The 25,058-nt window shown below is 72.2% G+C and carries 25 protein-coding genes; 10 read left to right on the top strand and 15 right to left on the bottom strand.

What is annotated here, in order from left to right; genetic code table 11:
- Positions 1 to 78: 78 nt before the first annotated feature.
- The 3 genes from CFP65_RS35930 (at position 79) to CFP65_RS35920 (ending at position 3,576) form a co-directional block, all read left to right on the top strand.
- Entirely contained in the window at positions 79 to 1,140 is a 1,062-nt protein-coding gene (locus CFP65_RS35930; RefSeq protein ID WP_104820103.1) for a ferredoxin reductase, read from the top strand.
- 7 nt (positions 1,141 to 1,147) lie between these two features.
- Positions 1,148 to 2,269: an acyl-CoA desaturase gene (locus CFP65_RS35925; protein ID WP_104820102.1), complete on the top strand. Its 1,122-nt coding sequence runs from the start codon at positions 1,148 to 1,150 to the stop codon at positions 2,267 to 2,269.
- Positions 2,270 to 2,382: 113 nt separating this feature from the next.
- Positions 2,383 to 3,576, top strand: a complete 1,194-nt coding sequence (locus tag CFP65_RS35920; protein ID WP_104820101.1) for a cytochrome P450 — start codon at positions 2,383 to 2,385, stop codon at positions 3,574 to 3,576.
- A gap of 23 nt (positions 3,577 to 3,599) precedes the next feature.
- On the opposite strand, the gene CFP65_RS35915 is transcribed toward CFP65_RS35920, so the two are convergent.
- The 3 genes from CFP65_RS35915 to CFP65_RS35905 all read right to left on the bottom strand — a co-directional run bounded on the left by CFP65_RS35915 (position 3,600) and on the right by CFP65_RS35905 (position 5,816).
- Complete coding sequence (locus CFP65_RS35915; RefSeq protein ID WP_168219648.1) at positions 3,600 to 4,337, bottom strand: hypothetical protein; 738 nt, start codon at positions 4,335 to 4,337, stop codon at positions 3,600 to 3,602.
- Positions 4,338 to 4,339: 2 nt separating this feature from the next.
- The gene (locus tag CFP65_RS35910; protein ID WP_104820100.1) at positions 4,340 to 4,510 is read right to left on the bottom strand and encodes a hydrophobic protein; all 171 of its coding nucleotides are present in this window, start codon (positions 4,508 to 4,510) and stop codon (positions 4,340 to 4,342) included.
- Positions 4,511 to 4,598: 88 nt separating this feature from the next.
- On the bottom strand, positions 4,599 to 5,816 hold the full coding sequence (locus CFP65_RS35905; RefSeq protein ID WP_254553240.1) for an aromatic acid exporter family protein: 1,218 nt from the start codon (positions 5,814 to 5,816) through the stop codon (positions 4,599 to 4,601).
- Between the two features lie 194 nt (positions 5,817 to 6,010).
- Here CFP65_RS35905 and CFP65_RS35900 point away from each other — a divergent pair, with 194 nt between their 5' ends.
- A complete protein-coding gene (locus CFP65_RS35900; RefSeq protein ID WP_104820098.1) occupies positions 6,011 to 6,358 on the top strand; it encodes an STAS domain-containing protein in 348 nt (115 codons plus the stop codon).
- An 11-nt stretch (positions 6,359 to 6,369) separates the two neighbouring features.
- Here CFP65_RS35900 and CFP65_RS35895 read toward each other — a convergent pair whose 3' ends face one another.
- The gene (locus tag CFP65_RS35895) at positions 6,370 to 7,317 is read right to left on the bottom strand and encodes an AraC family transcriptional regulator (RefSeq protein ID WP_104820097.1); all 948 of its coding nucleotides are present in this window, start codon (positions 7,315 to 7,317) and stop codon (positions 6,370 to 6,372) included.
- A gap of 124 nt (positions 7,318 to 7,441) precedes the next feature.
- On the opposite strand from CFP65_RS35895, the gene CFP65_RS35890 reads away from it, so the two are divergent.
- Positions 7,442 to 7,672, top strand: coding sequence for a hypothetical protein (locus CFP65_RS35890; RefSeq protein WP_104820096.1), 231 nt, complete (start codon positions 7,442 to 7,444; stop codon positions 7,670 to 7,672).
- A gap of 3 nt (positions 7,673 to 7,675) precedes the next feature.
- Here the strand turns inward: CFP65_RS35890 and CFP65_RS35885 are convergent, their stop codons facing one another.
- Positions 7,676 to 8,383 (bottom strand): YoaK family protein, encoded by a 708-nt coding sequence (locus CFP65_RS35885; RefSeq protein WP_371682501.1) that lies wholly within the window; start codon positions 8,381 to 8,383, stop codon positions 7,676 to 7,678.
- Between the two features lie 139 nt (positions 8,384 to 8,522).
- Positions 8,523 to 8,837 carry a GNAT family N-acetyltransferase gene (locus CFP65_RS35880; RefSeq protein ID WP_104820094.1) on the bottom strand — a complete coding sequence of 105 codons (315 nt, stop codon included), beginning with the start codon at positions 8,835 to 8,837 and terminating at the stop codon, positions 8,523 to 8,525.
- A 149-nt stretch (positions 8,838 to 8,986) separates the two neighbouring features.
- Here CFP65_RS35880 and CFP65_RS35875 point away from each other — a divergent pair, with 149 nt between their 5' ends.
- Both CFP65_RS35875 and CFP65_RS35870 read left to right on the top strand, forming a co-directional pair.
- On the top strand, positions 8,987 to 9,439 hold the full coding sequence (locus CFP65_RS35875; protein ID WP_104820093.1) for a universal stress protein: 453 nt from the start codon (positions 8,987 to 8,989) through the stop codon (positions 9,437 to 9,439).
- Between the two features lie 160 nt (positions 9,440 to 9,599).
- On the top strand, positions 9,600 to 11,462 hold the full coding sequence (locus CFP65_RS35870) for a ricin-type beta-trefoil lectin domain protein (protein ID WP_104820092.1): 1,863 nt from the start codon (positions 9,600 to 9,602) through the stop codon (positions 11,460 to 11,462).
- A 42-nt stretch (positions 11,463 to 11,504) separates the two neighbouring features.
- Here the strand turns inward: CFP65_RS35870 and CFP65_RS35865 are convergent, their stop codons facing one another.
- The 5 genes from CFP65_RS35865 to CFP65_RS35845 form a co-directional block, all read right to left on the bottom strand.
- Positions 11,505 to 13,709: an RICIN domain-containing protein gene (locus CFP65_RS35865; RefSeq protein ID WP_217368221.1), complete on the bottom strand. Its 2,205-nt coding sequence runs from the start codon at positions 13,707 to 13,709 to the stop codon at positions 11,505 to 11,507.
- A 92-nt stretch (positions 13,710 to 13,801) separates the two neighbouring features.
- Positions 13,802 to 15,685 carry a DUF5107 domain-containing protein gene (locus CFP65_RS35860; RefSeq protein WP_104820091.1) on the bottom strand — a complete coding sequence of 628 codons (1,884 nt, stop codon included), beginning with the start codon at positions 15,683 to 15,685 and terminating at the stop codon, positions 13,802 to 13,804.
- Positions 15,682 to 16,527: a carbohydrate ABC transporter permease gene (locus tag CFP65_RS35855; RefSeq protein WP_104820090.1), complete on the bottom strand. Its 846-nt coding sequence runs from the start codon at positions 16,525 to 16,527 to the stop codon at positions 15,682 to 15,684. Before CFP65_RS35855 ends, CFP65_RS35860 begins: the two co-directional genes overlap by 4 nt.
- Before the next feature lie 16 nt (positions 16,528 to 16,543).
- Positions 16,544 to 17,509 carry a carbohydrate ABC transporter permease gene (locus CFP65_RS35850; protein WP_104820089.1) on the bottom strand — a complete coding sequence of 322 codons (966 nt, stop codon included), beginning with the start codon at positions 17,507 to 17,509 and terminating at the stop codon, positions 16,544 to 16,546.
- A gap of 3 nt (positions 17,510 to 17,512) precedes the next feature.
- Entirely contained in the window at positions 17,513 to 18,823 is a 1,311-nt protein-coding gene (locus CFP65_RS35845) for an ABC transporter substrate-binding protein (protein ID WP_104820088.1), read from the bottom strand.
- A gap of 300 nt (positions 18,824 to 19,123) precedes the next feature.
- Here CFP65_RS35845 and CFP65_RS35840 point away from each other — a divergent pair, with 300 nt between their 5' ends.
- On the top strand, positions 19,124 to 20,131 hold the full coding sequence (locus CFP65_RS35840) for a LacI family DNA-binding transcriptional regulator (protein ID WP_104820087.1): 1,008 nt from the start codon (positions 19,124 to 19,126) through the stop codon (positions 20,129 to 20,131).
- A 122-nt stretch (positions 20,132 to 20,253) separates the two neighbouring features.
- Here CFP65_RS35840 and CFP65_RS35835 read toward each other — a convergent pair whose 3' ends face one another.
- A complete protein-coding gene (locus CFP65_RS35835; RefSeq protein ID WP_158702546.1) occupies positions 20,254 to 20,997 on the bottom strand; it encodes a DeoR family transcriptional regulator in 744 nt (247 codons plus the stop codon).
- A 161-nt stretch (positions 20,998 to 21,158) separates the two neighbouring features.
- Between CFP65_RS35835 and CFP65_RS35830 the strand changes: the two genes are divergently transcribed.
- Positions 21,159 to 21,896, top strand: a complete 738-nt coding sequence (locus CFP65_RS35830) for an MBL fold metallo-hydrolase (protein WP_104820085.1) — start codon at positions 21,159 to 21,161, stop codon at positions 21,894 to 21,896.
- Between the two features lie 575 nt (positions 21,897 to 22,471).
- Here CFP65_RS35830 and CFP65_RS35820 read toward each other — a convergent pair.
- Together CFP65_RS35820 and CFP65_RS39490 are read right to left on the bottom strand one after the other, a co-directional pair.
- Positions 22,472 to 23,191 carry a DinB family protein gene (locus CFP65_RS35820; RefSeq protein WP_168219647.1) on the bottom strand — a complete coding sequence of 240 codons (720 nt, stop codon included), beginning with the start codon at positions 23,189 to 23,191 and terminating at the stop codon, positions 22,472 to 22,474.
- A gap of 10 nt (positions 23,192 to 23,201) precedes the next feature.
- A complete protein-coding gene (locus tag CFP65_RS39490) occupies positions 23,202 to 23,384 on the bottom strand; it encodes a hypothetical protein (RefSeq protein WP_158702545.1) in 183 nt (60 codons plus the stop codon).
- Positions 23,385 to 23,566: 182 nt separating this feature from the next.
- On the opposite strand from CFP65_RS39490, the gene CFP65_RS35815 reads away from it, so the two are divergent.
- Positions 23,567 to 24,058 carry a transposase family protein gene (locus CFP65_RS35815; protein ID WP_158702544.1) on the top strand — a complete coding sequence of 164 codons (492 nt, stop codon included), beginning with the start codon at positions 23,567 to 23,569 and terminating at the stop codon, positions 24,056 to 24,058.
- Positions 24,059 to 24,427: 369 nt separating this feature from the next.
- On the opposite strand, the gene CFP65_RS35810 is transcribed toward CFP65_RS35815, so the two are convergent.
- On the bottom strand, positions 24,428 to 24,991 hold the full coding sequence (locus CFP65_RS35810; protein WP_158702543.1) for a suppressor of fused domain protein: 564 nt from the start codon (positions 24,989 to 24,991) through the stop codon (positions 24,428 to 24,430).
- Positions 24,992 to 25,058 lie beyond the last annotated feature (67 nt).

Below are 25,058 nucleotides of genomic sequence, written 5' to 3'. Positions count from 1 at the left end.
CCCTGCGAACAATCCTGCTGATCAGATTTACGTCCTACGGTCAGGACTTTACGCCCCAAAGCGCAGCAAGCTGGGGCCATGACGAGTGCAGCCCTCCGCAGCAGGGCATGGAAGCTGCTGGAGATGGTCACGACGCCACTGCTCCCGTCGGACTACCTCGACCTGGTCAGCCCGCTGCGCGCGGGCGCCGACCTCCGTGGACGGATCGAGGCCGTGCACCCCGAGACGGCCGACGCCGCGACGATCGTGATCAGGCCGGGCCGGGGCTGGCGCGGCCACACGGCCGGTCAGTACGTGCGGATCGGGGTCGATGTCGACGGCAGGCGCCTGTGGCGCTCCTACTCCATCACCTCCCCCACGGACCGCCGGGACGGCCGCATCACGATCACGGTGAAGGCGGTCCCGGACGGCAAGGTCAGCAACCACCTGGTCCGCCGGACGACACCCGGCACCCTGGTCCAGCTCGACCAGCCGGCCGGTGACTTCGTGCTGCCGCCGGCCACGCCCGCCAAGGTGCTCTACCTGTCGGCCGGCAGCGGCATCACCCCGGTGATGGGCATGCTGCGCGACACCAGGCCGGCCGACGTCGTCCTGGTCCACTGCGCGCCCCGGCCGCAGGACGTGATCTTCCGCGCGGAGCTGCACGGCCTGGCCGCGGAGCGGCAGCTGCGCCTCACCGAGGTGCACACCGCCACGGACGGCCGGCTCGACCTCGCCCGGCTCGACGAGCTCGTGCCCGACTGGGCCGAGCGCGAGACCTGGGCCTGCGGGCCCTCGGGCCTGCTCGACGCCGCCGAGGCGCACTGGACCGGGCGCGGCCTCCGGGCGCGCCTGCGCACCGAGCGCTTCCGCCCGAACCTCGTCCTCGCCGACCACGGCAGCGGCGGCGAGGTCAGCTTCAGCGCCACCGGCAAGACCGTCGGGGCGGACGGCGCCACCCCGCTGCTCGACCTCGGCGAGGAGGCCGGCGTGCTCATGCCCTCCGGGTGCCGCATGGGCATCTGCTTCGGCTGCGTCACGCCGCTCAAGGCGGGCGCCGTCCGGGACCTGCGCACCGGCGAGATCACCGAGGCCGGGCCGGGCGTCCTCATCCAGACCTGTGTGTCCGCCGCGGCGGGCCCCTGCGACATCGAACGGTAGAAGCGCCTTGACCGCCATCGACCCCACCGCCCACCTGACCGCGGCGCAGATCGAGGAGCTCGGCCGCGAGCTGGACGCGATCCGCGACGAGGTGATCGCCGACCGCGGCGAGCGTGACGCCGCCTACATCCGCAAGGTCATCGCGGCGCAGCGCAAGCTCGAACTGGCCAGCCGGGCCGTGCTCCTCTTCTCCTTCTTCCCGCCCGCGTGGCTGATCGGCACCGCCGGTCTCTCGGTGGCGAAGATCATGGACAACATGGAGATCGGCCACAACATCCTGCACGGCCAGTGGGACTGGATGCGGGACCCGAAGATCCACTCCACCACCTGGGAGTGGGACCACGTCTCGCCTTCCGAGCAGTGGAAGCACGCGCACAACGAGCTGCACCACACCTACACCAACGTGATCGGCAAGGACAACGACCTCGGCTACGGCATCATGCGCGTCGACGAGGACCAGCGGTGGTACCCGTTCCACCTCGGCCAGCCGCTGTGGAACCTCCTGAACGCCTGCTTCTTCGAGTACGGCATCGCCGCCTACGACCTGCAGCTCGGCAAGAACCTGCGGGGGCACCGCCGCAAGGACCCGGAGTTCCGCGCCCGGGCCGGGGCCGTGGGCCGCAAGATCCGCAAGCAGGTGCTCAAGGACTACGTGCTCCACCCGCTGCTCTCCGGCCCGTCCTTCCTCACCACGCTCGCCGCCACCTTCACCGCGAACCTGGTCCGCAACGTCTGGACCCACTCGGTGATCATGTGCGGGCACTTCCCCGAGGGCGTCCAGATCTTCGAGCGCCGCTCGATCGAGGGCGAGACGCGCGGCCAGTGGTACCTGCGCCAGATGATGGGCTCGGCGAACATCAGCGGCAGCCGGGCGATGCACTTCATGACCGGCAACCTGTCGCACCAGATCGAGCACCACCTCTTCCCGGACCTGCCGAGCAACCGGTACGCCGAGGTCGCGGTGAAGGTGCGCGCGCTGTTCGACAAGTACGAGCTGGCGTACGTCTCCGGGCCGCTGCCCAAGCAGGTGGTCTCCGCCTGGCGCAAGGTCTTCCGGCTCTCGCTGCCGAACCGTGCTCCCCGCCGGCCGGTCACCACGCGGCCGAGGCCGGCCGACATCACGGGGTGAACGCTCCGACCGGGCGGGACACCTCCGCGCCGGGCCGCCCTGGCTAAGCTCGGTGGTGCAGGCCCGGGCCTGCACCACCGGGCCTCGGTGCGCGAGACCGTGAAGGGACGAACATGAGCCACCCGCTCCAGGATCCGGCCTTCTTCCACGACCCGTACCCCACCTTCGCGGCGCTCCGCTCCTCCTCCCCGGTCCGGCACCTGCCGGCCGCCGACGGCCGGTCGAGCTACCTGGTCACCGGCTACGCCGAGGCCCGCGCGGCCTTCGCCGACCCACGGCTCTCGAAGGACACCGCGCGGTTCTTCGCCGGCAGGGAAAGCAGCCGCAACCTTCACCCGGCCGTGTCGCAGAGCATGCTGGCCACGGATCCGCCCCGGCACCACCGGCTCAGGAGCCTGGCCGCCAAGGCCTTCACCCCCGGGGCGGTGGAGCGGCTGCGCCCGTACATCGAGCGCGTGGCCGAGGAGTTGCTCGACCGGTGGGTGCCCGGCGAGCCGACCGACGCGATCGAGGGCTTCGCGGCCCCGCTCCCGGTCACCGTGATCTGCCAACTGCTGGGCGTCCCCGAACCGGACCGGCCCGCCGTCCGCGCCTGGTCGAACGAGCTCTTCGCCGCCGGTCGGCCCGACCGGATCGACGCCGCCTCGCACGCCGTCGCCGAGTACCTGGCCGAGCTCCTCGCCGCCAAACGCCGGGCGCCGGACGACAGCCTGCTGACCGAGCTGATCCGTGCCCGCGAGGGAGCGGCGCAGCTCTCCGAGGACGAACTCGTCTCCCTCGCCGTCCTCCTCCTGGTCGCCGGCCACGAGACCACCACCAACCTGATCGGCAACGGTCTCCTCGCCCTCCTCCAGCACCCCGGCGCGCTGCGCCGGCTGCGCGAGGAGCCGGCACTGGCCGCCACCGCGGTCGACGAGCTGCTGCGCTACGACTCCCCCGTCAGCACGGCCACCTTCCGCTTCACCACCGAGGCCCTCACCCTCGGCGGCATCGACATCCCGCCCGGCTGCCCCGTGCTCATCGCCCCGGGCGCGGCCAACCGCGACCCCCGCCACTTCACCGCCCCTGACCAGCTCGACCTCACCCGGGACGCCCGCGGCCACCTCGCCTTCGGCCACGGCATCCACCGCTGCCTCGGCTCCGCCCTCGCCCGCGCCGAGGGGGAGATCGCCTTCCGGGCCTGCGCCTCCCGCTTCCCTGATCTCCGCCTCGCCGTGCCGGCCACCGAGCTGGCCTGGCGGCACACCCGGCTGATGCGCGGCCTGTCGGCCCTACCGGTTCTGCCCGTCCGGCGGCCGTCCTCCTGAGCTCCCCCTCGGATGCCGGGGGTTCACTGCAGGGCGGCGACGGCGCGGGCGATGACCAGCAGTGAGGTGATCAGCGCGGCGATGCTCTCGATGCTCATCAGGAGCTTGGCCCGGGTGGTGAGCGGCATGGTGTCGGTCGGGCTGAACGCGGTGGAGTTGGTCACCGACACGTACAGGTAGTCGACCAGGGCGGGGGTCCAGTCGCTGGAGCGGCTCGCACCGTCGGCGACCTCCTCCACCGCGTCGTCGTTCTCGTCCTGGGAGAACCGGAAGTCGGCCAGCGGCAGCTCGGAGCGGGGCGCCTGGGTCCGCACGACGGGCCCGCCCCGGTCGAGCTCCCAGAAGGCGAGGCCGAAGACGATGATGTCGGTGGCCCACACCTGGAGGGCCGCCAGCAGCAGCGGGCCGCCGTCCTTCACCTCGCTGGAGACCAGCGCCCGCACCAGCAGGCCGAGCACGATGAGGTTGCTGACCCCGATGACACCGACCAGCACCAGCGACACCGTCCGGGAGAAGCGGTTCTGCCTGGTCAGGCGGCGCGGGTTGACGGCGATCAGCGGGATCAGCAGCAGGACTTCCAGCGCGGGCAGCACGTAGCGCGGGCCGACGAGCAGCCCCTGGGGCAGCGCGAGGTAGAGCAGCGCCGCCACCAGGGTGGCGATCACCCCGGGCAGCCGGGCCTCGCCCCGGCGCTCGTGCCGGGGGTGCCGTCGGGCCAGGCCCGGCCGCCGGCCGTGGCCGGGTTCGGGATCGGGGGTCATGACTACCAGCGGTACCAGCGGCCGCGGCCGCCCGCCGAGCTCGTGCCCCGGGCGAGGAAGCCCAGCAGCCACACCACCAGGACGAAGATCGCCACCCACCAGAGGATCTTCACCGCGAAGCCGAGACCGAACAGCAGCAGGGCCAGCAACAGGACCAGTAGAAGCGGAACCACGGGACTGCCTCCTTCGTATCGGTTGCGTCCATCGCCTGCCCCGCCGACGCGTTCCCATGCCCACCTCCGTGCGCAGCCGCGCGCGCCGTCAGGCGGTCGGGCGGCCTCGCCCGGTCAGCCGCGACAGGCGCTGGAGCCGCGCAAGGCGCGGGAGGCGGTCCCGCCGGGTGGCCGAGGCCCGGTCCAGCTCCTCCATCAGGCGGCGGGAGCGGTGGTCCAGGGCGAGTTCGTCCAGGATCCGGTCGATCTCGGCGAGCAGGGAGCCGTGCAGCTGCCAGGCGTCCGGGTGCTCCTGGACCTTCCGGAGCAGCAGCTGGGCCACGTTGTCCCGCACCGCCCAGGCGGCGGCGAGCTCGGCGGCCAGCCGGGCCTCGGCCTCTTCGGCGTTCCGGCTGACCTGGGTGGAGACCAGCACGGCGAAGCTGACCAGGGCGCCGCCGAGGTGGGCCAGCAGCTCCTCCAGCTCCACGGTCACCTCGGGCGGGAAGAGCCCGGCCTCCGGCTCGCGCCGCTTGGCCAGGTCGGTCAGCGAGCGTGCCAGCACCCGGATCACCACCACGCAGATCTCCAGGGTGTCGAGCCCGGTCCGCAGCACCACCCGGGAGAGCAGGCCCTCGCTGATCCGGGGGTTCAGCCGCAGGCTGTCCTCGGCCTGGCGCAGCGCGGCGTCCACCTCGGCGATCGCCTGGTCGAGCCGGCGGGCCTCGTGCAGCCGCTCGGCGGCCCGCTCGGCCCGGCTCGGGCCGTCGAGCTCCTCGCCGATCCGCAGCAGCAGGTGCCGGGCCCGCCGGGCCAGGTCCTCCACGGCCTGGCCGGCCGTGTCCACCCAGACCGGTGGCGCGAACACCAGGTTGAACAGCAGCCCGACCCCGGCCCCCACCAGGGTCTCGAGCACCCGGTCCCAGGCCTGCGAGGCCAGCCTGGTCACGCCGAGCACCAGCATCGCGCTGATCGCCACCTCGTTCACGAACTCGTCGACCCGGACGAACCGCCCGACCGTCAGCGCGGCGAGGATGATCAGCCCGAGGCTCCACCAGCTCAGGCCGGTGACGGCGCTGAACCCGATCGCGATCAGCACCCCGGCCACCACCGAGTTCACCCGGCGGATGCCGGTGGTGAGGGTGGAGTAGAGCGTGACCTGGACGACCAGCAGCGCGGTGAGCGGTGCCGTCAGCGGAGCCGGTTCGCTGCTGAGGCGCAGCGCGACCACGTAGGCGAGGGTGGCCGCCGCCGTCGCACGCAGCGTGAGCACCGACGCGGGGTCCCGCAGCCCGCGCCGGACGGCTCGGGCCACGCCCGGGGGGATTGCCGGCACTCCTGCCTCCTTCCCCCCACCCGTCGCCCGGACACCACCCGACCGGTCCGACCGGCGGCTGCGGGCTTCGTTTTCCGTCCTGCACCGCCGCAGGACTTCGCCCCGGGTGCTGCGCCCGCCGCCCGGAGCCGACCACGGTGGGAGGACCCGTACTGCTCTCCTCCCCAGGAAGAAGGCCCCCGCGCATGAGCCATGGTCTGCACATCCGGCTGCGCACCCTCCCGAGCGGCGTCCGCACGCTCACGCTCAGCGGCGAGGCCGACCTGGACACGGCCGACGCGCTCCGGGCGGCACTGGACCAGGCCCTCGCGGGCCGCCCGGCCCCGCAGCGGGTGGAGGTGCACTGCAGCGCCCTCGGCTTCTGCAGCTCCAGCGGCCTGAACGAACTGCTGCGGGCGCGCCGCGCAGCCCTCGCCCAGGGCACCGCCTTCTGCCTGACGGCCCCCAGCAGCCAGCTGCTCCGCCTGCTCGAACTCACCCGGACGACGCTGGTCTTCGACCTCGCCTCCCCCGACGGCCTGCCCTCACCCTGATCCTGCCGCCCTCAGCCGCGCAGCGTGGTCGAGGGCGGCAGGCCGTACCGGCGCCGGTAGAGGGCGGAGAACCGGCCCGGGTGGGTGAAGCCCCAGCGGGCGGCGACGGCCGTCACCGTGGTCCGGGCCGGGTCGGCGCCGAGCAGCTCCTGGTGCGCCCGCACCAGCCGCACCTGCCGCAGGTGGGCCAGCGGCGTCGTCCCGGCGTGGCGCGCGAAGGCGTACTGCACCGCGCGGGGCGTCACGGGCACGGCGGCGGCGATCTCGGCCAGCCCGATGTCGCGGTGGGCGTTGGCCTCGATGAACGCCGTGGCCCGGCGCAGCGTGTCGGAGGTGGCGTCGCGGTGGTCGGTGGGCTGCGCCCGCACCTCGAGGGTGCTGTTGGGCAGGGTCGCCAGGGTGACGGCGGCCAGGTGCCGGGCGGCGGTGGCCACCGCCAACGGGCTGTCGGCGACGCCGGGTTCGGCCAGGACGTGGTCGCGCAGGTAGGCGACGGTCGCGCCGAGCTGCCGGTTCGCCGCCGCGTCGATCGCGCGGTACCCGGTCAGCTCCACCGGCCGGTCCGCCCGCCCCCCGACCCCGGCCACCTCGCCGAGCAGCCCCGGGTCGAACATCGTGAGGGTGTACCGGGCCTGCCGCACCTCACCCCGGTACGGCCGGTCGGGTCGGGCCACCAGGAAGGTCTCCCCGGGCCCGTACAGCTCCGCCTCCCCGCGCGTGGTGTCCGCGAACTCGCCCTCGTGCACGCTGACCAGGCAGACCCGGTTCAACTGCCCGGCGTCGTAAGCCATCGTGTAGTCGAACGCCAGCCGGTCCACCAGCAGTCCGTCGGCCGCGTGCCGCTCGATCCGCGCCCCGGACCGCTCGGGCCGGCCGCCGATCCGCATGGGCGTGTACGCGGACGAGAGGAACTCCTCGGTCTCCTCCAGGCTGTCGCTGTCGAAGAACAGCGTCTCCATACTCCGAGCCTCCTTCGGTGCCGGGCTGTACCTCTCCCCCCGACCCTAGCTCCAGGCCGTGTCCAGGCGCCGGAGCAGACGCACCAGGAAGCGGTGGACGACGGGCGCCAGGCGTCGGGCCTCTGTGCGCGAGCGGCTCGGCGAGATCCTGCCCGCCCGGTTCCGGATCGCCTGGGAGCTGGAACAGGACTGGACCTCCCGGCAGGCCTTCGAGGACCACGAGAACGGCCCGATCTTCCAGCACTGGCCGGCCGAGCACCTCGACCTCTTCGTCCAGAACGCCGGCGGCCTCTACGTCAGCGCCGAATTCGCCGACCGCTTCGCCGGCTTCGTCCGGGGCGAGGCGATCGGCTGAGCCCTACCCACGAGGGAGCGCGACGGTGGCCCCGGCCAGTGCGGCGGCGGCCACCAGCGCCCATCCCGTCTGCCCGTGCCGCACCAGCGCCGCGCCGGAGGCGGCGCCCGCCACCATGGTGACCACCGCGAGGACCCGGCGGCGCTGGCGCGGTGCCGTGCCGCCCGCCGGGCGGGAGTCGGCCGCCAGGCCGGCCAGGGTCATGGTGAGCACGGTGGTGGTGAGGTCGGGCACGCCCAGGGTGCGGACGGTGCCGGTGCGCAGGCCCATCGCCAGCGCCAGGACGGCCACCAGGACGTACTGCAGCGCCCCGGCCGTGCCCCAGCCGAAGACGGCCACCGCCGCCGCGCCGTGCAGCACGACTTCCAGGACCAGCGCGGCCCGCAGCCGCCACCGCCCGGCACCGGCCGCCAACCGCCCCGCCGCCCCCGCCCCGAGCAGGAAGGCCGCCAATGCGACGGTCGAGCCGAGCACGGAGAACCCGGGGGCACCGGCCAGCGCGAAGCCGATCACCACCACGTTGCCGGTCATGTTCGCCGCGAAGACGTGGCCGAGGGCCAGGTAGCTCACGGCGTCGACCAACCCGCTGACCACGGTGAGGGCGAACAGCGCGAGCACCACCGGGTGCCCGTCGCCCAGCTGCGCCCCGGGCACCGGCACCGGCACCGGCCGGTCGGCGGGCTTCCCGGGCTCGGCCACGGACTCGCTCACGGCGGGCTCCTCTCGACGGTGACGTGCCCTCAGGAGAAGCATGACCCCGACGGCGAGTCCGCCGGGGCACGCCACCGAGCCGCGCGCCGCAGCGCCACCCGCCTCGCCGCCACCCGCCTCGCCGCTACTCGCCTCGCCGCTACTCGGCCGCCAGGCCGAACTTCGCGCGGTGCGAGACCGGCACCAGGTCCACGTACTCGGGGTGCTTGCCGATCCAGCCGCGGATGAACGGGCAGTACGGCAGCACGGCCAGCCCCTGCTCGCGGGCCGTGTCCAGGGCGGCCCGGGCCAGCTTGCCCGCCAGGCCCCGGCCTTCGAAGCGCGGGTCGATCTCGGTGTGGATGAAGGCGATCTCCGCCTCCGAGCGGTGGTACTCGGCGAAGCCGGCCAGCTCGCCCTCCTCCCGGATCTCGAACCGCGACTTCTCGGCATTGTCGACGACGGACTGGTCCATGGGGGTTCCTCCTCCTCGGCGGCCCGGTCGAGCCGACCCGAGAGCTTGCAGTTGAATGCTAAACGTACGTCATCTTCGGGGAGGCTCAGGGCGGGTCGCCCGGCGAGCCGGGGGCGGGTACGGGGGCGCGGAGCGGGAGAATGGCGCCCATGTCGGCTACTGAGAACGCCTTCGAGCTCGGCACGGACGGCCCCACCACCATCCTGGCCGCGGTCGACGGCTCGCGGACCTCGCTGCGGGCCGCCGCCTACGCGGCCGGGCTGGCCCGGCGTCAGGGCAGCCGGCTGCTGGTGGTCTACGTGGCGAACGTCGGCGTCCTGGCCGGCGCCAGCGCGGCGGGCGCGGTCGCGGCGCGGGAGAGCGCGGAGGCGACGGCCGAGGACCTGCACCGGATGATCGACCTGGCCCGACAGCGCGGGGTGGAGCTCACCCTGACCACCCGCACCGGCGACCCGTACACCGAGATCACCAAGTACGCCGAGGAGATCCGGGCCGACGCCCTGGTGGTCGGCGCCTCCGGGAGCCTGGGGCACCGACTGGTGGGCTCGCTCGCGGTACGGCTGGTCCGCGCCGGGCGCTGGCCCGTCACCGTGGTCCCGTAGCGCCGCAGTACCGGTCCGCACCGTCCGACCCCTTGACCCGGCCGCGCCAGGACGAGTTCAATCACGTCTTGAACTAAGTAGCACACCAGGGCCTTTGGTGCCCCACTCACGCCAAGGCCCGGCACTCCTCCCCCACTCCCCCTTGAGGCGGTACCCCCCCATGTCCGCACGCCTGCGCGTTCTGACCCGCGCCGCCGCCCTCGCGGCGCTCCTCTCCTCCGGCCTCGCCGCCGCCGGCCTCCCGGCGCACGCCGCCGGCGAATCCGTCGGCAGCTGGCTGACCACCACCAGCGACTCCGGCGGCCGCACCGTCACCCGTGGCCTGGCCCAGCAGACCCCGGTCTCCTTCACGGCGGGCACCGGCGGCGCCGGCCAGGTCGTCACCGTCGACGAGCACACCCACTACCAGCAGTTCACCGGCGCCGGCGCCTCCTTCACCGACACCGCGGCCTGGCTGATCAACGGCAGCGGCGCGCTCAGCGCGAGCACCCGCAACACGCTGATGAACAACCTGTTCAACCCCACCACCGGCATCGGCCTCGACTTCCTCCGCAACCCGATGGGCGCCTCCGACCTGGCCCGCTCCAACTACACCTACGACGACGGCCCGGCCGACCCGGCGCTGACCAACTTCTCGATCGGTCACGACCTGGCCGACGTGCTGCCGCTCACCAAGCAGGCCCGGCAGCTCAACCCCGGCCTCAAGGTGATGGGCACGCCGTGGACGGCGCCGCCGTGGATGAAGGACAGCGGCGCGTACAGCCAGGGCTGGCTCCAGTCGCAGTACTACGGCGCCTACGCGCAGTACTTCGTGAAGTACCTCCAGGCATACCAGGCCCAGGGCGTGCCGATCGACTACGTCTCGGTGCAGAACGAGCCCACCTGCTGCGCCGGTTACCCCTCGATGCAGTGGAACGGCTCGGGTCTCGACTACTTCACGGCGAACGACCTGCTGCCCGCCCTGCACGCGGCCGGGCTCTCCACCAAGGTGCTCGCGCTGGACTGGAACCCCGACACCTACGCCTCCTACGGCGCGCCGACCGTGGACGACGCCGCCGTGCGCAACGACCCGCTGTTCGGCGGCATCGCCTGGCACGGCTACGGCGGCAGCGTCACCACCCAGAGCGACATCCACGCCAAGTACCCGGGCGTGGACGCCTACGACACCGAGCACTCCGGCGGCACCTGGATCTCCAACCAGCAGCAGGAGGACATGGACAACATCATCGACTACACCCGCAACTGGGGTAAGTCGGTGGTGAAGTGGTCGCTCGCGGTCGACCAGAACATGGGCCCGCACAACGGCGGTTGCGGCACCTGCACCGGGCTGGTGACGGTCCACAACGGCGACGGCCGCAGCGGACAGGTGGACTACACCGTCGAGTACTACGACCTGGGCCAGCTCACCAAGTTCGTCAAGCCCGGCGCCTACCGGATCGACTCCACCGCCAACTCGGCCGTCCCCAACGTCGCCTGGCTCAACCCGGACGGCTCGAAGGCGCTGGTCGCCTACAACGGCTCGGGCACCACCCAGACCCTCACCGTCAACTGGGGCAACGAGCACTTCGGTTACTCACTGCCGGCCCAGACCTCGGCCACCTTCACCTGGACGGGCACCCAGGGCTCCGGCTCCACCGCACCGACCGGGCAGATCACCGGCTACGGCGGCAAGTGCGTGGACATCGCGGGCGCGAACTCCGCCAACGGCACGGCCGTCCAGCTCTACGACTGCAACGGCACCGCCGCCCAGCGCTGGACGGTCGCCGCCGACGGCTCGATCCAGGCCCTCGGCAAGTGCCTGGACCTCACCTCGGGCGGCACCGCCAACGGCACCCAGGCCCAACTCTGGGACTGCAACGGCACTTCGGCCCAGAAGTGGCAGACCCAGACCGACGGCGAACTCGTCAACCCCGCCTCCGGCCGCTGCCTCGACGCCACCGGCCCCAGCTCGGCCAACGGCACCAGGCTCCAGCTCTGGGACTGCTACGACTCCGCCAACCAGCAGTGGAATCTGCCCAGTTGACCGGAGGAGTCGGGCCCCCGCCGACGGGGCCCGACTCACAGGTCAGCCGATGGTCCAGGTCTGCAGCGAAGACCCGGTGCCCGCCTGCTGGGTGACCAGCGCGCCGTTCGCGGTGGAGGCCGTGGTCAGCAGCAGCCCGTCACTGGCTGCCGAGATCGCGTACCCGCCGGCCACGGCGCTGACCATCCAGCGCTGGTTGGCACCGCCGGTGCAGGTCCACTGGATGATCGCGGCACCGGGGCTGGTGGAGCCACCGCTGACGTCCATGCAGAGCTGCGACTGGCCGTTGACGATCTGGTAGCTGCCGTCGCTCTGCCGGGTGAAGACCCAGCTCTGGTTGCTGCCGCCGTTCGGCGACCAGGTGATCAGCTGGGTGCCGGGCGAGGTGGAGTGGTTGGGGTCGTCCAGCGCCTTGCCCCCCGCCGTCAGGGTGTGCGCCCCGTCCGAGACCGGGACGGGCGCCGTGCCGGAGGCCGTGAGGGTCAGCGTCTGCTCGGCGCCGGTGCGCCCGCCGCCCACCGAACTGCCGCTGGTGTCGGTCCAGTTGCGGCCCGGGGTGGTCTCGGCGAGCCGACCGGTGGTGCCGGAGAGGCCGAGCACCAGACCGCTGTAGCGGTTGACGATCCGGAAGGTGCCGGCGGCCGCGGTGTTGGGCAGCAGGAACCACTGCTGGCCCACCGTGCCGTTGGCGGCCGTGACGGTCGGCTGGGCTCCCCAGGCCCGGCCGGCGTTGGTGGTGGAGTCCACCCCGAGCAGCTGGCCGCTGCCGGAGTTGGTGATCCGGTACGACCCGTCGCCGTTGGCGGCGAAGGCCCAGCTCTCCCGGGCCGAGCCGGTCGCGGCCGGCACCGAGGTGGTGGCGGTGGAGCCGGCGGCCTGTGCGAGGACCCGGGCGTTGCCGGCCCCGATCACATAGGACTTGGCGAGGTCCACCGGCGCGGCGGCCGGGGTCGAGGAATCCAGCGTGACGTTCACGTACTCGCCCGAACGGCCGCCCGAGCAACCGAAGTTGCAGTAGGTGCGGAAGCTCTTGCCGACGATCTGCGAGCTGGTGCGGTTGGCCCCGTCGAGGTACCAGCGGTACCAGGAGGCGGTGTGGTAGCTGCCGGAGTCGCCGGCCAGCGTCCACTTCTGGGTGGCGAGGTCGCTGGTCACGTAGTACTGCTGCGGCGCGTTGCCGCTCTGGTCCACCGCCTGCGGCTCGCCGACGTACAGGCCCAGGTACGCGTCGTAGGTCACGTCCATCACGAACAGCGGCGAGGTGGCCGGCATCTGCCCGGCCGCGATCTGCTGGGCCGAGGTGCCCACGGTGGCCGGGCTGTACTCCTTCGCCACCGGGGTGTAGCCGGTCGGGTTGCTCGCGTCGGCGGGCACCATGTTGCTCTCGCGGCCGCCGACCCCGGCCTCGGTCCAGGCGCCGTCATACCACTTCTGCCAGGTCCCGGCGGCCATCTTGCCGGCGATCGGGGCCCGGGCCGCGTGCTCGTAGAAGGCCTTCCAGCCACCGCTCTTGTCGACCACCCGCGAGCCGTAGAAGACGTAGAAGTAGCCGGAGGCGGTGTCCACCAGCAGCCGCTGGTCGCCGTCGCCGTAGTAGTAGGTCTGGTTGGGGAAGGCGCCGGTGTCGCCGCGGGTGGTGCTGTACGGCGAGGTGATCGCGTGGTCCTTGATCGTCCAGGTGTGCCCCTGGTCGGTGGAGACCGCGTAGTCGATCGCGTCGAAGTGCAGCCCGTCGCCGAAGGGTTGGGGCGAGAACTCGTTGTGCACCAGCCCGTACCAGTCGCCGGTGTCCGGGTCGACCCAGGTGCCGATCAGGTCGCAGTAGTTCTTCTGCGCGTAGCTGGAGCCGCTCGGCGCGGGGCTGGCGGTCAGGCCGGTGGGGCTGTTGTTGCAGCGCCAGGTGGTGTCGTTGTTCCTGTCGCTGGAGTTGGCCGGGTTGACGGCATTGTTCAGGCCGTTGTCCGCCGTGGCCGAGTCGAAGTCGCGGCCGGCGAAGAACTTCCAGGCCCGCGGGTCGGTCTGGCCGTAGATCGCCTCCGACTCCTGGTAGTGGAAGCTGCCGTCCTTGTCGAGGTAGGGGGCGGCCGGGGAGTCCATCACGTTGCCGAAGGAGCTGGGGGAGCCGACGGTGACGGTGTAGGACGGGCCGGCGGCGGACGCGGCCCCGGGGGCGAGCGCGGCGACGCCGACGGTGGTGAGCAGCGCGGCGAGCAAGGCGCCGGCCGCCCTGGTGCGAGGAGCTGACACTGTGTAACTCCTTGTGGGGGTACGGGGGCCCGCGTGCCGCGGGCCTCCGGGCGGACGGCCCCCTGTACGGGGGAGCAGCAGGGGGCCGGGTCTCAGCCTTCCGACATGCGGAAGTCGTAGCACGGCGGCACCGGGAGCTCCGGGTGCACCGCGAGCCAGAGGGTGGCGAGGGAGGTGTCGCCCTCGCGCAGGTTGTCGACCCGGATGCCCTCGGCCAGCAGCCGGCGGACCGAGCCTTGGTCGCCGCTCGCGTGGGCGGCCTTGGCCTCGGCGAGCCGGATCCGGCCGTGGGCGCGGGCCTCGGCGGGCAGCGCCTCGATCAGCAGCAGGGCCTCGGCGGCCCGGTCGGCGGCCAGCAGGGCGTCCAATGCCTCGACGGTCAGGGCGAGTTCGGCCGGTCGCAGGCGGTGCGCCTCGGCCAGCAGGGTGGCCGCCTCCTTGGGGTCGGCGGCCAGGAAGGCCAGCGCCCGCAGCGCCCAGGGGGTGCGCTGCTCGGCCAGTGAGCGCTCGAAGGACTGCCGGGCGCCCTCCCGTTCGCCCTCGGCCAGCCGGAGCAGGCCGAGGTGGTAGTGGGCGTGCCAGTCCTCGGCGCAGGCCTCGAGCAGCGCGCGCCAGCGCTCCCCGGTGACCGGGGCGGCGGGCGGCTCGCAGACCGGCAGCGCGCCGGTGGCCAACAGGGCCCGCCAGGGCGCCTGTTCCTCACCGGGGGCGCCGAACGGCAGCAGCGGCGAGGCGGGCAGCCGCCCGGCCTCGATCTCCAGCGCGGCCCAGCCGGAGCCCTCGGCCAGCATCTCCTCGGGGGCGCCGAACTCGTGGGCCAGCGCCTCGGCCCGCTTGAGCTCGGCCGGCGGCACCAGCTGGTCCAGCACGGCCGCTGCGGCCGACCGGGCCTCCGCCCAACTCCCGTGCACGGCGGCCGGATCGACCTCGAGCAGGCCGTACGCCTCGGTCCAGTGCCAGCTCTCCCCGGCCGGCATCGGCAGGTGCTCAAGCTGGGTCCGGGCCAGGCCGGCCTGGATCTCCAGGTAGCCGGCGCCGGGGCCGGAGAGCCACTCCTGCCAGTGGGTGCCGCCGGTGCCGGTGCCCCAGCAGAACAGCTTGCGCCCGCGCAGCCGTTCGGTAGAGGTCTGCACCAGGCCGGCTCCGGCGCCGTCCAGGGCGGCGATCCACGGGCGCTCCCCGGCGGGAAGGTCGAGGAAGTAGTCGGCGGCCCGGTCGAGCCGCCCGGGGTAGCTGCGGTCCCGCCCGTCGAGCAGCGGGAACTCCACCCGCTTCAGCTCGCTCACGTAGTCGAAGTGGAAGGCGTGCTCGGCCGGGCCCACCACCCGGGTGTCCGCGTCCTCGGGCACCGCGATGTTGGACCACCAGTAGACGGGGGTCGGCTCGGCCGAGGGGTTGTGCACGCTCACATGCACATAAAGCGCCGGTGAGCCGGCGGGCAGCCAGCTGTCGATCCGCAGCACCAGGCGGCGCAGCCGCTCGAAGGCGTACATCCGCAGCACGGGGGTGCCGTCGGGGGCGGTGAGCCGGGCTGCGTGCAGGGGCTCGCAGGTGAGCGGCCAGTGGCCGGTGGTGCCGAGGTTCCACTCCACTCCCCCAGCCAGCCAGGCGTCGCGCAGCGCGAGGTTGGCCGGCTGCAGCACGGGGTTGCGGTGCAGCAGCTCCCGTCCGCTCGGGCGGTGCACCAGCGACCAGAGCCGGCCGCCGTACCCGGGCAGGAAGGTGGCGGTGAGCTGCTCGTTCTCCAGCACCACGCAGGGGAGTTCGCGCGCCGTGCGGGTGCGGTCGTAGCCGTCCTGGCGGGTGTACGGGAGCAGCGAGTGCGGGGCGCCGTAGGAGAGGCCGCGGCGCATCTCCTCGTCCGCCCCGGCGCCCTCGGCGGTGTACGAGGTGATGCCGTGCAGGATCGGCAGGGTGCCCACCGGGTCGGCCGCCCCCTCGATCCGCAGGAGGTCGGTGCGCAGTGTCGAGGTCATTTGCCGATCCCAACCGTCATGCCCTGGATGATCCGCGTCCCCATCCAGGAGAAGAGCGCGATCATCGGGGCGAGGATGATGCAGACTCCGGCGAACATGGTGCCGTAGTCCATTCCGTTGAGCTGCTGGGACGCGACGAACTCGGCGAGCGCCACCGGCAGGGTGATCTGGTCCTGGCTGTGCGTCAGCACCAGGGCGAACAGCGTCTCGTTCCAGCCGCTGATGAACTGCAGCAGGAAGGCGGTGATCAGCCCGCCCCGGGCCACCGGGAGCACGATCTGCCAGAAGGTGCGCAGCGGCCCGGCGCCGTCCATCACCGCGGCCTCCTCCAGCACGCCGGGGATGCCGGCGTAGAAGCCCGTCAGCATGAACACGGTGAAGGGCATCGCCAGGCCGATGTACACCAGGATCAGGCCGAGGTGACTGTCCGTCAGGTTGACCTTGGCCAGGCCGACGAAGAGCGGCACCACCAGCACCTGGCCCGGCACGCCGAGGCCCATCGCGAAGGTCATGGTCAGCATCGAGGAGACCCTGGTGCGCCGCCGGGCCAGCGCGTAGGCGCAGGGCGCGGCGATCGCGACGGCAGCCAGCGAGGAGACCACCGAGACCAGCACGCTGTTGAGCGCCGCCGGCCCGAAGCCGCCGTCGCGCAGGGCGGTGAGGTAGTTGCCGAACCGGGGCGGGGCCGGCAGCCCGAAGGCCTGGTGCAGCACCTCCGAGCTCCCGCGCAGCGAGGTCAGGACGATCCAGAGGATCAGCAGGAGGTCCGCGGCCACCACGCCCCAGACGAGCGCTGTCGCGATCCGTCTGGCCAGGCCGGCCGACCGGCGTTCGGTCTGCATGATTGCGTCGCCTCTCTCAGTACTCGATCGGGTCGCGGCGCATCAGCCGGCGCAGCACCAGCGTCGCCACGGTGACCATCAGCAGGCTCACGATGGCCGCCGCCGTGGCCATCCCGAGCCGGGGGACGGTGGCCTGCGGGAACGCCTCGCTGTACACGTACAGCGCGGTGTTCCAGCTGCTCACCGGCGGGTAGTTGCTGCTGGAGCCGCCGAACAGCAGGATCAGTTCGAAGATCTTCACCGAGCTGACCGTCCACAGCACCGCGCAGACCGAGATCACGTCCCAGGCGCAGGGCAGGGTCACGTGCCGGAACCGCTGCCAGGCGTTGGCGCCGTCCAGCTCGGCCGCCTCGTAGAGGTAGGCCGGGATCTGGTCGACGGCCGCCATGATGATGGAGGTGTAGTAGCCGGTGGCCGTCCAGATCAGGGTGCCCAGCACCATCGGCAGCAGATTGTCGGTGGAGAGCCACTTCGGCGGCGTGGTGACGCCGAGGAAGTGCAGCGCCTGGTTGACCGGGCCGGTGGGCGAGAACAGGAAGCCCGCCGCGATGCCGAACACCATGCCGTTGACCAGGCAGGGGAAGAACAGCACCGACCGGGCGAACAGCCGGGCCTTCATCTCCCGCAGCACCAGGGTCAGCGCGAAGCTGATCACGAAGGTGACCGTGCCGCCGACGAACATCAGCTCCAGGGTGTTGCCCACCGAAGTGCGGAACGACGGGTCCTTCAGCAGCACCTGGTAGTTGCCCAGGCCGCGCCACTGCATGTCCCCCATCCCGTCCCACCTGTACAGACTGGTCCAGAGCGCGTAGCCGACCGGGGCGAGGAACAGCACGCCGTAGACCAGCAGCGCGGGGGCGGCGAACGGCCAGAACATCCGGCGCTGTTGGCGCGCCAGGGGGCTGCCCGCGCCGCCTCCGGCGCGGCGGCGCGGGGTCCGGACGGGGGCCGTCCGGGGCTTGTCGAGGAGCGTGGCGGCCATGGCTCAGCCCTGCGTCTGCCAGTACGTGACCTGGTCCGCCTTGCACTTCGCGATGAACTGCGCGGCGGTGGACTTGCCGTGCCACAGGTCGAGGAAGTGCTGGTCGAGGACCTTGGGCGACCAGCTGCCGGCCACCCCGTCGAACGGGAGCCGCACCGTGGCACCGGCCAACGCCTTCTGCGCGTCGGCGAGTTCGGCCGGCGCGGGGACGTCCTCGCGCGGGGTGATGTTGCCGGCGGAGGTGGAGATGCCGGCCAGCTCCTTCTTCTGCAGGAAGAAGGCGATGAACTTCTCGGCCGCCTCCGCGTGCTTGGCCTTCTTCGGGATGGAGAAGCCGAACAGGGTGGCGTCCGGGGCCTTGGTGCCGGGCGGCAGCATCGAGCCGAACTTCCAGCCGGCCGGGATCTGCTTGGCCACCTCGGCGGTGACCCAGCTGCCGTTCATCAGGAACGCGGCCTTGCCGCCGGCCCAGTTGGTCTCCTGCGCCGGGTACTTGGTGGCGTCGTAACCGGGGATCAGGTACCCGCCCTTGACCAACTGCTCGACCTTCTGCGCCGCCGCCAGCACCGCCGGGTCGTCCCAGGCCGCGCCGCTCTTGTCGGTGGCGAGCCTGTTGACGTCGACCCCGCCACCGTTCAGCAGGTAGTCGAAGTACAGGCCGTTGGTCCACGGGTCCTCGCCCTCGGAGGCGAAGCACGGCTTGTTCCTGGCCTTGAGCGCGTCGCAGACCTTCAGCAGCCCGGCCCAGTCGGCCGGGGCGGCGGGCATCGCGGCGGCCAGGTCCGGGTCGGCCGCGTTGTAGTACAGGCCGGTGGTGGCCACCTCGTAGGGGATCACGTAGTGGTTCGAGCCGCCCGGGTCCTTGGGCAGCATGTCGAAGTACTTGGCGGGGATCACCTGGGAGACCGGCACGTTCTCGCCGGGCACCTGCTGGGCCAGCACGGGCGAGAGGTCCAGGGCCTGGCCGGCCGAGGCGGTGGCGCCGAAGATCGCGTCGTTGGCCTGGTCCCAGAGGTCGGGCGCCTGGTTGGCGGCGATGGCCGGGCCGATCTTCTTCGAGACGTCGCGGCCGGCCCAGTTCACGTCCACCTTGATGCCGGTGGCGGTGGTGAAGTCGGCGATCGCGGCCTTGAGCACCTGGGCCTGCGGCTCCTCGGCGCGCCACATCGACCAGTACGTGAAGCCGCCGCCGGCCTTGGCGGCGCCCCCCGCGCCGCTGCCGCTGCTGCCGCAGGCGCTGAGACCGAGCACCAGGGCGGTGGCCGCGGCGGCACCCACGATCCGGGTGGTGGTGAGCAGGGTGGTTCTGGGCATGGGGGTGTCCTCTCGGTGGCGCTGGGCGGCGCTCGGTGGCACGGGGTCGCGCGGGGGTCTCGTCAGCGGGGGGCTCGTCAGCTGGGTCCGGAAGCGAACCGGCTGGATGGTCGGGAACCGTACGCGCCACTTGACCGGTAAAACAAGAGCCCTGCGCAAATTTGCGCAATTACGCCGCCTTGCGAGCCCTTAACGACAGACGGTTCGCCTGACCATACGGCCGGATCCGCTTGACGCCCCTCCATCCCCGCCCTACCGTCGAGCCACAGTGATTGACCGGTCAAATCTCGGGGGCGCCCCATGGTGACGATGCAGGACGTGGCCGAACGCGCGGGCGTCACCAAACAGACGGTGTCGAACGTGCTCAGCGGGCGGGTCACCGTCCGTCCGACCACGGCCGCCCGCGTACGCGCCGCGGTGGCCGAACTCGGCTACACGCCCAACCTGGTGGCGCGCTCACTGGCCACCGGGAGCTCCCGGACGGTGGGGCTGTTCGTGCCCACCGTGACCAACGCCTTCTACGCCGAGGTGGTCGAGGCGGTCGAGGACGTCCTGGAGGAGCACGGCTACCACCTGCTGCTCTGCACCACCCGCCTGGACGGCGAGCGGGCCCGGCGCCACCTGGCCGGGCTCACCAGCCGCTCGGTGGACGCGCTCCTGATCGCGGGCGACCGCGACCTGATCGACCACCTCCCGCTGCTGGCCGACGCCCGCTTCCCGGTCGCGCTCTACGCCTGGGAGACCAGGGCCCCGGACGCCTTCCCCGTGGTCACGGTCGACTACGAGCACGCCGGCTACCTGGCCGGGCGCCACCTGCGCGAACTCGGCCACCGGCGGGTGGCCGTGCTGGCCAGTCCCGCCCACACCACCCGGGTGGCCGGCTTCCGCCGCGCCTTCGCGGACGACGGCCTCGCCGTCCCCGACGACGCCGTCCACCTGGCGGCCGAGCCCACCCTGGCCGGCGGCTTCGCGGCGGCCAAGGCCGCGTTCGCCGCCGAGCCGGGCCTGACCGCCGTCTTCGCCACCCACGACATCCTCGCCCTCGGCGCCCTGGAGGCCGCCCGGGCCACCGGCCGCACCGTCCCGCAGGACCTCTCGGTGGTCGGCCACGACGACACCCCCGAGGCCCGCCTCACCCGACCGGCCCTGACCACCGTGGCCCTCCCCAAGCGGGAGATGGCCCGCCAGGCCGTCGAGCTCCTCCTGCGCGCCCTCGCCAGATCCGGCGCCGCCGTCAACTCGCTCCAACTCCTGCGGCCCGAACTGGTCGTCCGCGAGAGCACCTCCCCGCCCCCCGGGGCCCGCTGACCCCGCCCCGACCACCCCACCGGCGGCCGGCCGGGTGCCCCGCACACACACGCGCGTGTGCGGGGCACCGCCGCATCGGCCCGGGGCCGGCCGGACCCGGGCCGATGGACTCCAGAGGGGCCCTACGCCACGTGCACCCGGATGCCGTCCCCCCGCAGCCGGTGCCGCAGCCCGAGCACCGGCGGCGCACCGGTCACCACCGTGGTCCGCCGCCCGGCCGCGCCGAGCCGCTCCGCCAGCGCCGCGGTGAGCCGGGCCGCCGGGACCAGCGCCAGCACCCGGTCCGCCCGGGTCGCGAGCGCGAGCGCCGCCCCCGACGGCTCCGGGTACTCCACCACCGCGTAGTCCAGCCTCACCCCGCGCAGCACCTCCTCCCCCGGGACGGTCTCCTCCCCCTCGCCACCGCCCAGCACCACGGACCTGATGTGCGACTGCCCCGCCAACTGCCGGGCGATCGAAGGAGCACTGGTGACCACGCTCAACACCCCGTACCCCGCCCACGTACTCAGGAAGGGCCGCGCCGCCAGCAGCCGGGCGGTCTCCGCACCGACCACCCCACCGGCCAGGCCCACCACGGCACCCGAGGGCACCAACCCGGCGGCGGCCGCCGCCAGCCGCGACCGCTCACCCGCCACCCCACCGGTCACCTGGGCGGCCGGCCACTGCGGCAGCCGCCCGGCACCGAGCCGCACCGGCACGGCACCGCCGCGCACCCGGACCAGCCGCCCCTCCTGCGCCAGGTGGTCGAGGTCCCGACGGACCGTCACCGGCGAGACCCCCATCAGCCGAGCCGCCTCGCCCACCCTGACGCGCCCGCGCTCCTGCACGAGGCCGAGCAGGCACGGCCACCGTTCGGTCTGGAACATCACAACCCCCCAGCACATGATCGAAGAAGCTCGGATTTCATTCTAAATGAACAACTTCAATCATAGATGAGCATGTTTGTGCATGACTAGGGTGATCCGTCCCGAAATATCCAGAGTTCTCCGCAGCCCAGCCGGCCGAACTCCCGTGAGAGCATCGGCTGATGCGCAGACTGACGGTGTTGGGGACGTGCGGCGCCTGGCCGGAGGCCGGGCGGAGCGCCAGCGGCTTCCTGCTGGAGTACGACGGGTTCCGCCTGGTCCTTGACCTCGGCTACGCGACCTTCCCCCGCCTCGCGGCCCACTGCCCGGTCGACCGGCTCGACGCCGTGGTCATCACCCACGAACACCCAGACCACTGCGCCGACCTCAGCACCCTCTCCCGCGCCCGCTACTTCGCGGCCGAGCGCGGCCCCCGCCTACCGCTGTACTGCACCCCTGGCGTGCTCACCCGGGTCCAGGCGATGGAGCCGACCGAAGACCTCCACGAGGTCTTCGAAGCCCACCCGCTCCCCGCCACCCACACGGTGGGCCCGTTCCACCTCGAGGCCCTCCCGCTCCCCCACCACGTCCCGCACGCCGGCCTCCGCCTGACCGCCCCCGGCCTGACCCTCGCCTACAGCGGCGACGCCGGCCCGGCCCCGGCCCGGCCCCAACTGGCCGCCGACGCCGACCTCTTCATCGCCGGGGCCACCCTCCAGCCCCCCTCACCCCCCGACCCCGACCACCACCTCCTCCACACCACCGAGGCCGCCACCTGCGCCACCCGCGCCGGAGCCCGCCGCCTCCTCCTCACCCACTTCTGGCCCGGCACCGACCGCACCCGCGCCACCACCGACGCCCGCACCCACTTCCCCGGCGAGGTGCTCGCGGCTGAAGAGGGCATGGTGCTCCCCCTCTGAAGACGTGGCCGGTCTCCGGCGCAGGGCGGGGAGGCTGGTGAGAAGTTGGCCGGCGGCCATCACGCCGACACCGGCAACCAATGTGAACGGCACGGTGAGCGTGGCGGCGAGAAACCGCCCGGGCCGCTCCAACTGCCGACACAGCAGAGCGGTCGCCGCGCAGCCCGAGCCCAGCGCCACGGGGAAGCCTGGCTGCTGCCACCACAGGATGGAGCTCCCCAGGAAGAGTGCTCCCACCGCGGCTGCCGCAATCGCGGTGGCGGCAGCCGTGACGGCGTAGTGTCCGACGACCCCGTGATCGCGGTGCTTGATCGTCTGTCAGCGGGTGATCCGGCGCGGGTCAGCACCAGGAGCGAGCGCACCAGCGTGGTGGCGTGGGTGGCGTTCATCCGGAACGTGGTGAGGATGCGCCAGTTCTTGAGGTCGGCGAAGCCGTGCTCGTTGGCGGCGCGTTCGCGGGAGGTGATCACCAGATTGTCGGGGTGACGCCCAGCTCCCCGATCGCGCCGAGGCCGGCGGCGCGCAGACGGTCGGTGATACCCGTATCCGCAAAGATGCCGAGTCCGTAGCCGGCCCTACTCGGCGTCCTGTGCTTCGATCAGGTCGAGGTCGCGGACGCAGAAGCCGTGGTGTTCGAAGGTCTCGTTGAGCACCGTGGCGAGGCACCGCCGCACCAAGCGGCCCCGGGCGTACGGCGGCCAGACATCGTCGTCGGGCACCGGCGCTCGCTCCGCGAGCTGCCCGGCGGTGACCTCGTCGAGCCAGGCCTCAAGCTCGGCGGCCTGCGCGTCACGCACGCTCACGATCTCGTCGAGGGTCGGATCGAGCGAGAGGTCAAGCCCGTGCGCTCCACGATAGGGCTCGACGGTCGTCCCGATGCCCATCGGTGTGAACAGCTCCGTCGAGCCCAGGCAGCAGCGGCGGAACCACGAGTCGTGGACGAAGACCAGGTGGCGCATCGTCTGCACCGCCGACCACTCGTCGTTCACGCTGCGGCGCTCGATGCCGGGCCTACGGCGGATTCGCTCGATCGTCGCGGCCCAGCCGGCATGGAGCTGACGCGATGCCTCGCGCAGATCGTCCGGATCCTCGGAGCGGATCAGCACCCGCACCGGATGACGCCGGTCGAGCTCTGCCTCGACGTACTCGCTGACCTCGACACCGTTGACCACGAGGTTGGCGACGAGCCCGTCGATCACTGCATCCTGCATGACCACGCCGGTCAGGCGTGCCCCACTCAAATCGCACTCGCGGAACTCCACACCGTGCAGATCCTCGTCCACATATCGCGTCATGCCCCGCATACTAGATCCGAGCACCGACAAGCCAGCCTGCCCGCAACTGCTCGACTTCGCTGTCGACGAAATCCCACCCGCCCAAAAGCCAGACCCGCACCCAGGCTTGCTCCGGTGCGTAGACGTCTTCGGAGTCGTCGATGCCGATCAGGAACTCGCGTCCATCGTCAAACAGGCCGTACTCGGCGGCCATCCGCATCCGCCCGGCATCGAGAACTTTTCATCTCGAATTCGCAGGTGGGATGGTGTGGCCCGGGGTCAGCCGGTCGGCCGGGTCGGGCCACTCGCCTTTGCCTGACGGCATCGTCCGGTTTCGCAGCCCCCTACGATCGGCGGCGGAGCTCGGACGCGGGTCGAGGGGGTCGGCAGTCGGCGTTGGACCGGATCGTCGAGCGCAAGGACCTGCTGCGCGAACAGGCCGATGGGCTGCGCAAGCAGCTGGAGGACATCGACGTCGAGCTCGACCCCCGTGCCCCGAGACTGGACCGTGCCCTTCACGCAATCACCCGATCCGGCGGCGAGGTGGTACTGATCGACGACACCCTGGTGTGCACCAAACGCCGCACCGGTAGACAGAATCGGCGCAACTACTCCGGGAAGCACAAGGCCCACGGGCTGCTGTTCCTGGCCGTCACCGACGAGCGCGGGAACCTGCCGTGGATCTCGGCGGCCAAACCCGGCCGCGCCTCGGACCTGACCGCCGCGAGGCACGACAAGATCTGCGCGAAGCTGCGCGCCGCCAACGAGCACGGCTTCGCCGACCTCAAGAACTGGCGCACCCTCACCACGGTCCGGATGAACGCCACCCACGCCACCACGCTGCTGCGCTCGCTCCTGGTGCTGACCCGCGCCAAGATCACCCGCTGACAGACGATCAAGCGCCGCGATCACGGCCCACGACCAGCGCGATCACACCCGACCGACCCTGGGCCACCCCATCCCACCTGCGAATTCAGGATGAAAAGTTCTGATGCGGCAACGGGCCTCCTGGGTCGGAGGGTTGGTCTCGACAACCGCGCTCCTACCAAGAGGCCCGTTCGTCTACACCCACCCAGCGGCCAGCACGAACGGGCGTCTTTTCAGCTGCGGAGGTGACGTGTTGGTGTGGGGCGTCGCTCAAGCTCCCCCGCAGAACAGGGCCGGTTGTGCCGCCGTTGGGAGCGGAGGACAGCCAACCGGGCCCGTTGTCGGCCGGCCCTCTCGGCGCCGGTCAAGTCGCCGCCCTGCGGGCGTGATTCACACCGCAGACCTCCGGCCGACGTCCAGGATGTTCGTACGGTTGAGGTAGAAGACCTCGAACAGCTTGTCCGCGCCCTCGGCCTGGATGAAGGCGACCTCGGGAGTCGTGATCGGGACCAGCGTGATCAGTTGGAGGGTCGCGGCGTCGGCGTTAGGAAACAGATCGAAGTCCCGGCCGAAGAGTGGGCTCACCTGTCCGACCACCCCGGTGATCTCGGTCTCCTCGATGATCGGCCGGTCGTTGTGGAAGACCGAACCGTACTCCATGCCCTGCTTGTGACGGATAATCAGCGAGGCGATCGAGTCCACGAGGTGGCGTGCGAGGTGCTGCTGGTCGGGCAGCAGCGAGCAGACCAATTCCTCCGGGCGTATCGCCGCAACCTGCTGGAAGCGCAATCCGTTGCTGACCACCGTGGTGATCGGCGGCTCCGCCTGGGAGTAGAAGGCCAGGTCGTAGCCCCGGTTCCCCCGCTCGGAGCGCGCGGGTTCGACGCTGCGAACGGGGCCCAGACGCTCCGTCAGGTGTTCGAGGAGTCCTTGGTAGCGCTGCTCGTCGTGCATGAGTCCACCTGTTCGCATGCGCTGCCCGCGCAGACCGACCGTACGACCGCCATGATCGCACGGGGCC

Source organism: Kitasatospora sp. MMS16-BH015, assembly GCF_002943525.1.
Classification (GTDB): Bacteria; Actinomycetota; Actinomycetes; order Streptomycetales; family Streptomycetaceae; genus Kitasatospora.
The sequence above is the reverse complement of the archived record's forward strand: the minus strand, read 5'-3'. Positions and strand labels throughout refer to the sequence as shown.

Excerpts from the sequence above, each read along its gene's own strand:
- CFP65_RS35930 (WP_104820103.1), top strand. The coding sequence starts at position 79 with ATGACGAGTGCAGCCCTCCGCAGCAGGGCATGGAAGCTGCTGGAGATG.
- CFP65_RS35920 (WP_104820101.1), top strand. The coding sequence starts at position 2,383 with ATGAGCCACCCGCTCCAGGATCCGGCCTTCTTCCACGACCCGTACCCC.
- CFP65_RS35915 (WP_168219648.1), bottom strand. The coding sequence starts at position 4,337 with ATGACCCCCGATCCCGAACCCGGCCACGGCCGGCGGCCGGGCCTGGCC.
- CFP65_RS35900 (WP_104820098.1), top strand. The coding sequence starts at position 6,011 with ATGAGCCATGGTCTGCACATCCGGCTGCGCACCCTCCCGAGCGGCGTC.
- CFP65_RS35895 (WP_104820097.1), bottom strand. The coding sequence starts at position 7,317 with ATGGAGACGCTGTTCTTCGACAGCGACAGCCTGGAGGAGACCGAGGAG.
- CFP65_RS35880 (WP_104820094.1), bottom strand. The coding sequence starts at position 8,837 with ATGGACCAGTCCGTCGTCGACAATGCCGAGAAGTCGCGGTTCGAGATC.
- CFP65_RS35875 (WP_104820093.1), top strand. The coding sequence starts at position 8,987 with ATGTCGGCTACTGAGAACGCCTTCGAGCTCGGCACGGACGGCCCCACC.
- CFP65_RS35870 (WP_104820092.1), top strand. The coding sequence starts at position 9,600 with ATGTCCGCACGCCTGCGCGTTCTGACCCGCGCCGCCGCCCTCGCGGCG.
- CFP65_RS35860 (WP_104820091.1), bottom strand. The coding sequence starts at position 15,685 with ATGACCTCGACACTGCGCACCGACCTCCTGCGGATCGAGGGGGCGGCC.
- CFP65_RS35855 (WP_104820090.1), bottom strand. The coding sequence starts at position 16,527 with ATGCAGACCGAACGCCGGTCGGCCGGCCTGGCCAGACGGATCGCGACA.
- CFP65_RS35850 (WP_104820089.1), bottom strand. The coding sequence starts at position 17,509 with ATGGCCGCCACGCTCCTCGACAAGCCCCGGACGGCCCCCGTCCGGACC.
- CFP65_RS35845 (WP_104820088.1), bottom strand. The coding sequence starts at position 18,823 with ATGCCCAGAACCACCCTGCTCACCACCACCCGGATCGTGGGTGCCGCC.
- CFP65_RS35840 (WP_104820087.1), top strand. The coding sequence starts at position 19,124 with ATGGTGACGATGCAGGACGTGGCCGAACGCGCGGGCGTCACCAAACAG.
- CFP65_RS35835 (WP_158702546.1), bottom strand. The coding sequence starts at position 20,997 with ATGTTCCAGACCGAACGGTGGCCGTGCCTGCTCGGCCTCGTGCAGGAG.
- CFP65_RS35830 (WP_104820085.1), top strand. The coding sequence starts at position 21,159 with ATGCGCAGACTGACGGTGTTGGGGACGTGCGGCGCCTGGCCGGAGGCC.
- CFP65_RS35820 (WP_168219647.1), bottom strand. The coding sequence starts at position 23,191 with ATGACGCGATATGTGGACGAGGATCTGCACGGTGTGGAGTTCCGCGAG.
- CFP65_RS39490 (WP_158702545.1), bottom strand. The coding sequence starts at position 23,384 with ATGGCCGCCGAGTACGGCCTGTTTGACGATGGACGCGAGTTCCTGATC.
- CFP65_RS35810 (WP_158702543.1), bottom strand. The coding sequence starts at position 24,991 with ATGCACGACGAGCAGCGCTACCAAGGACTCCTCGAACACCTGACGGAG.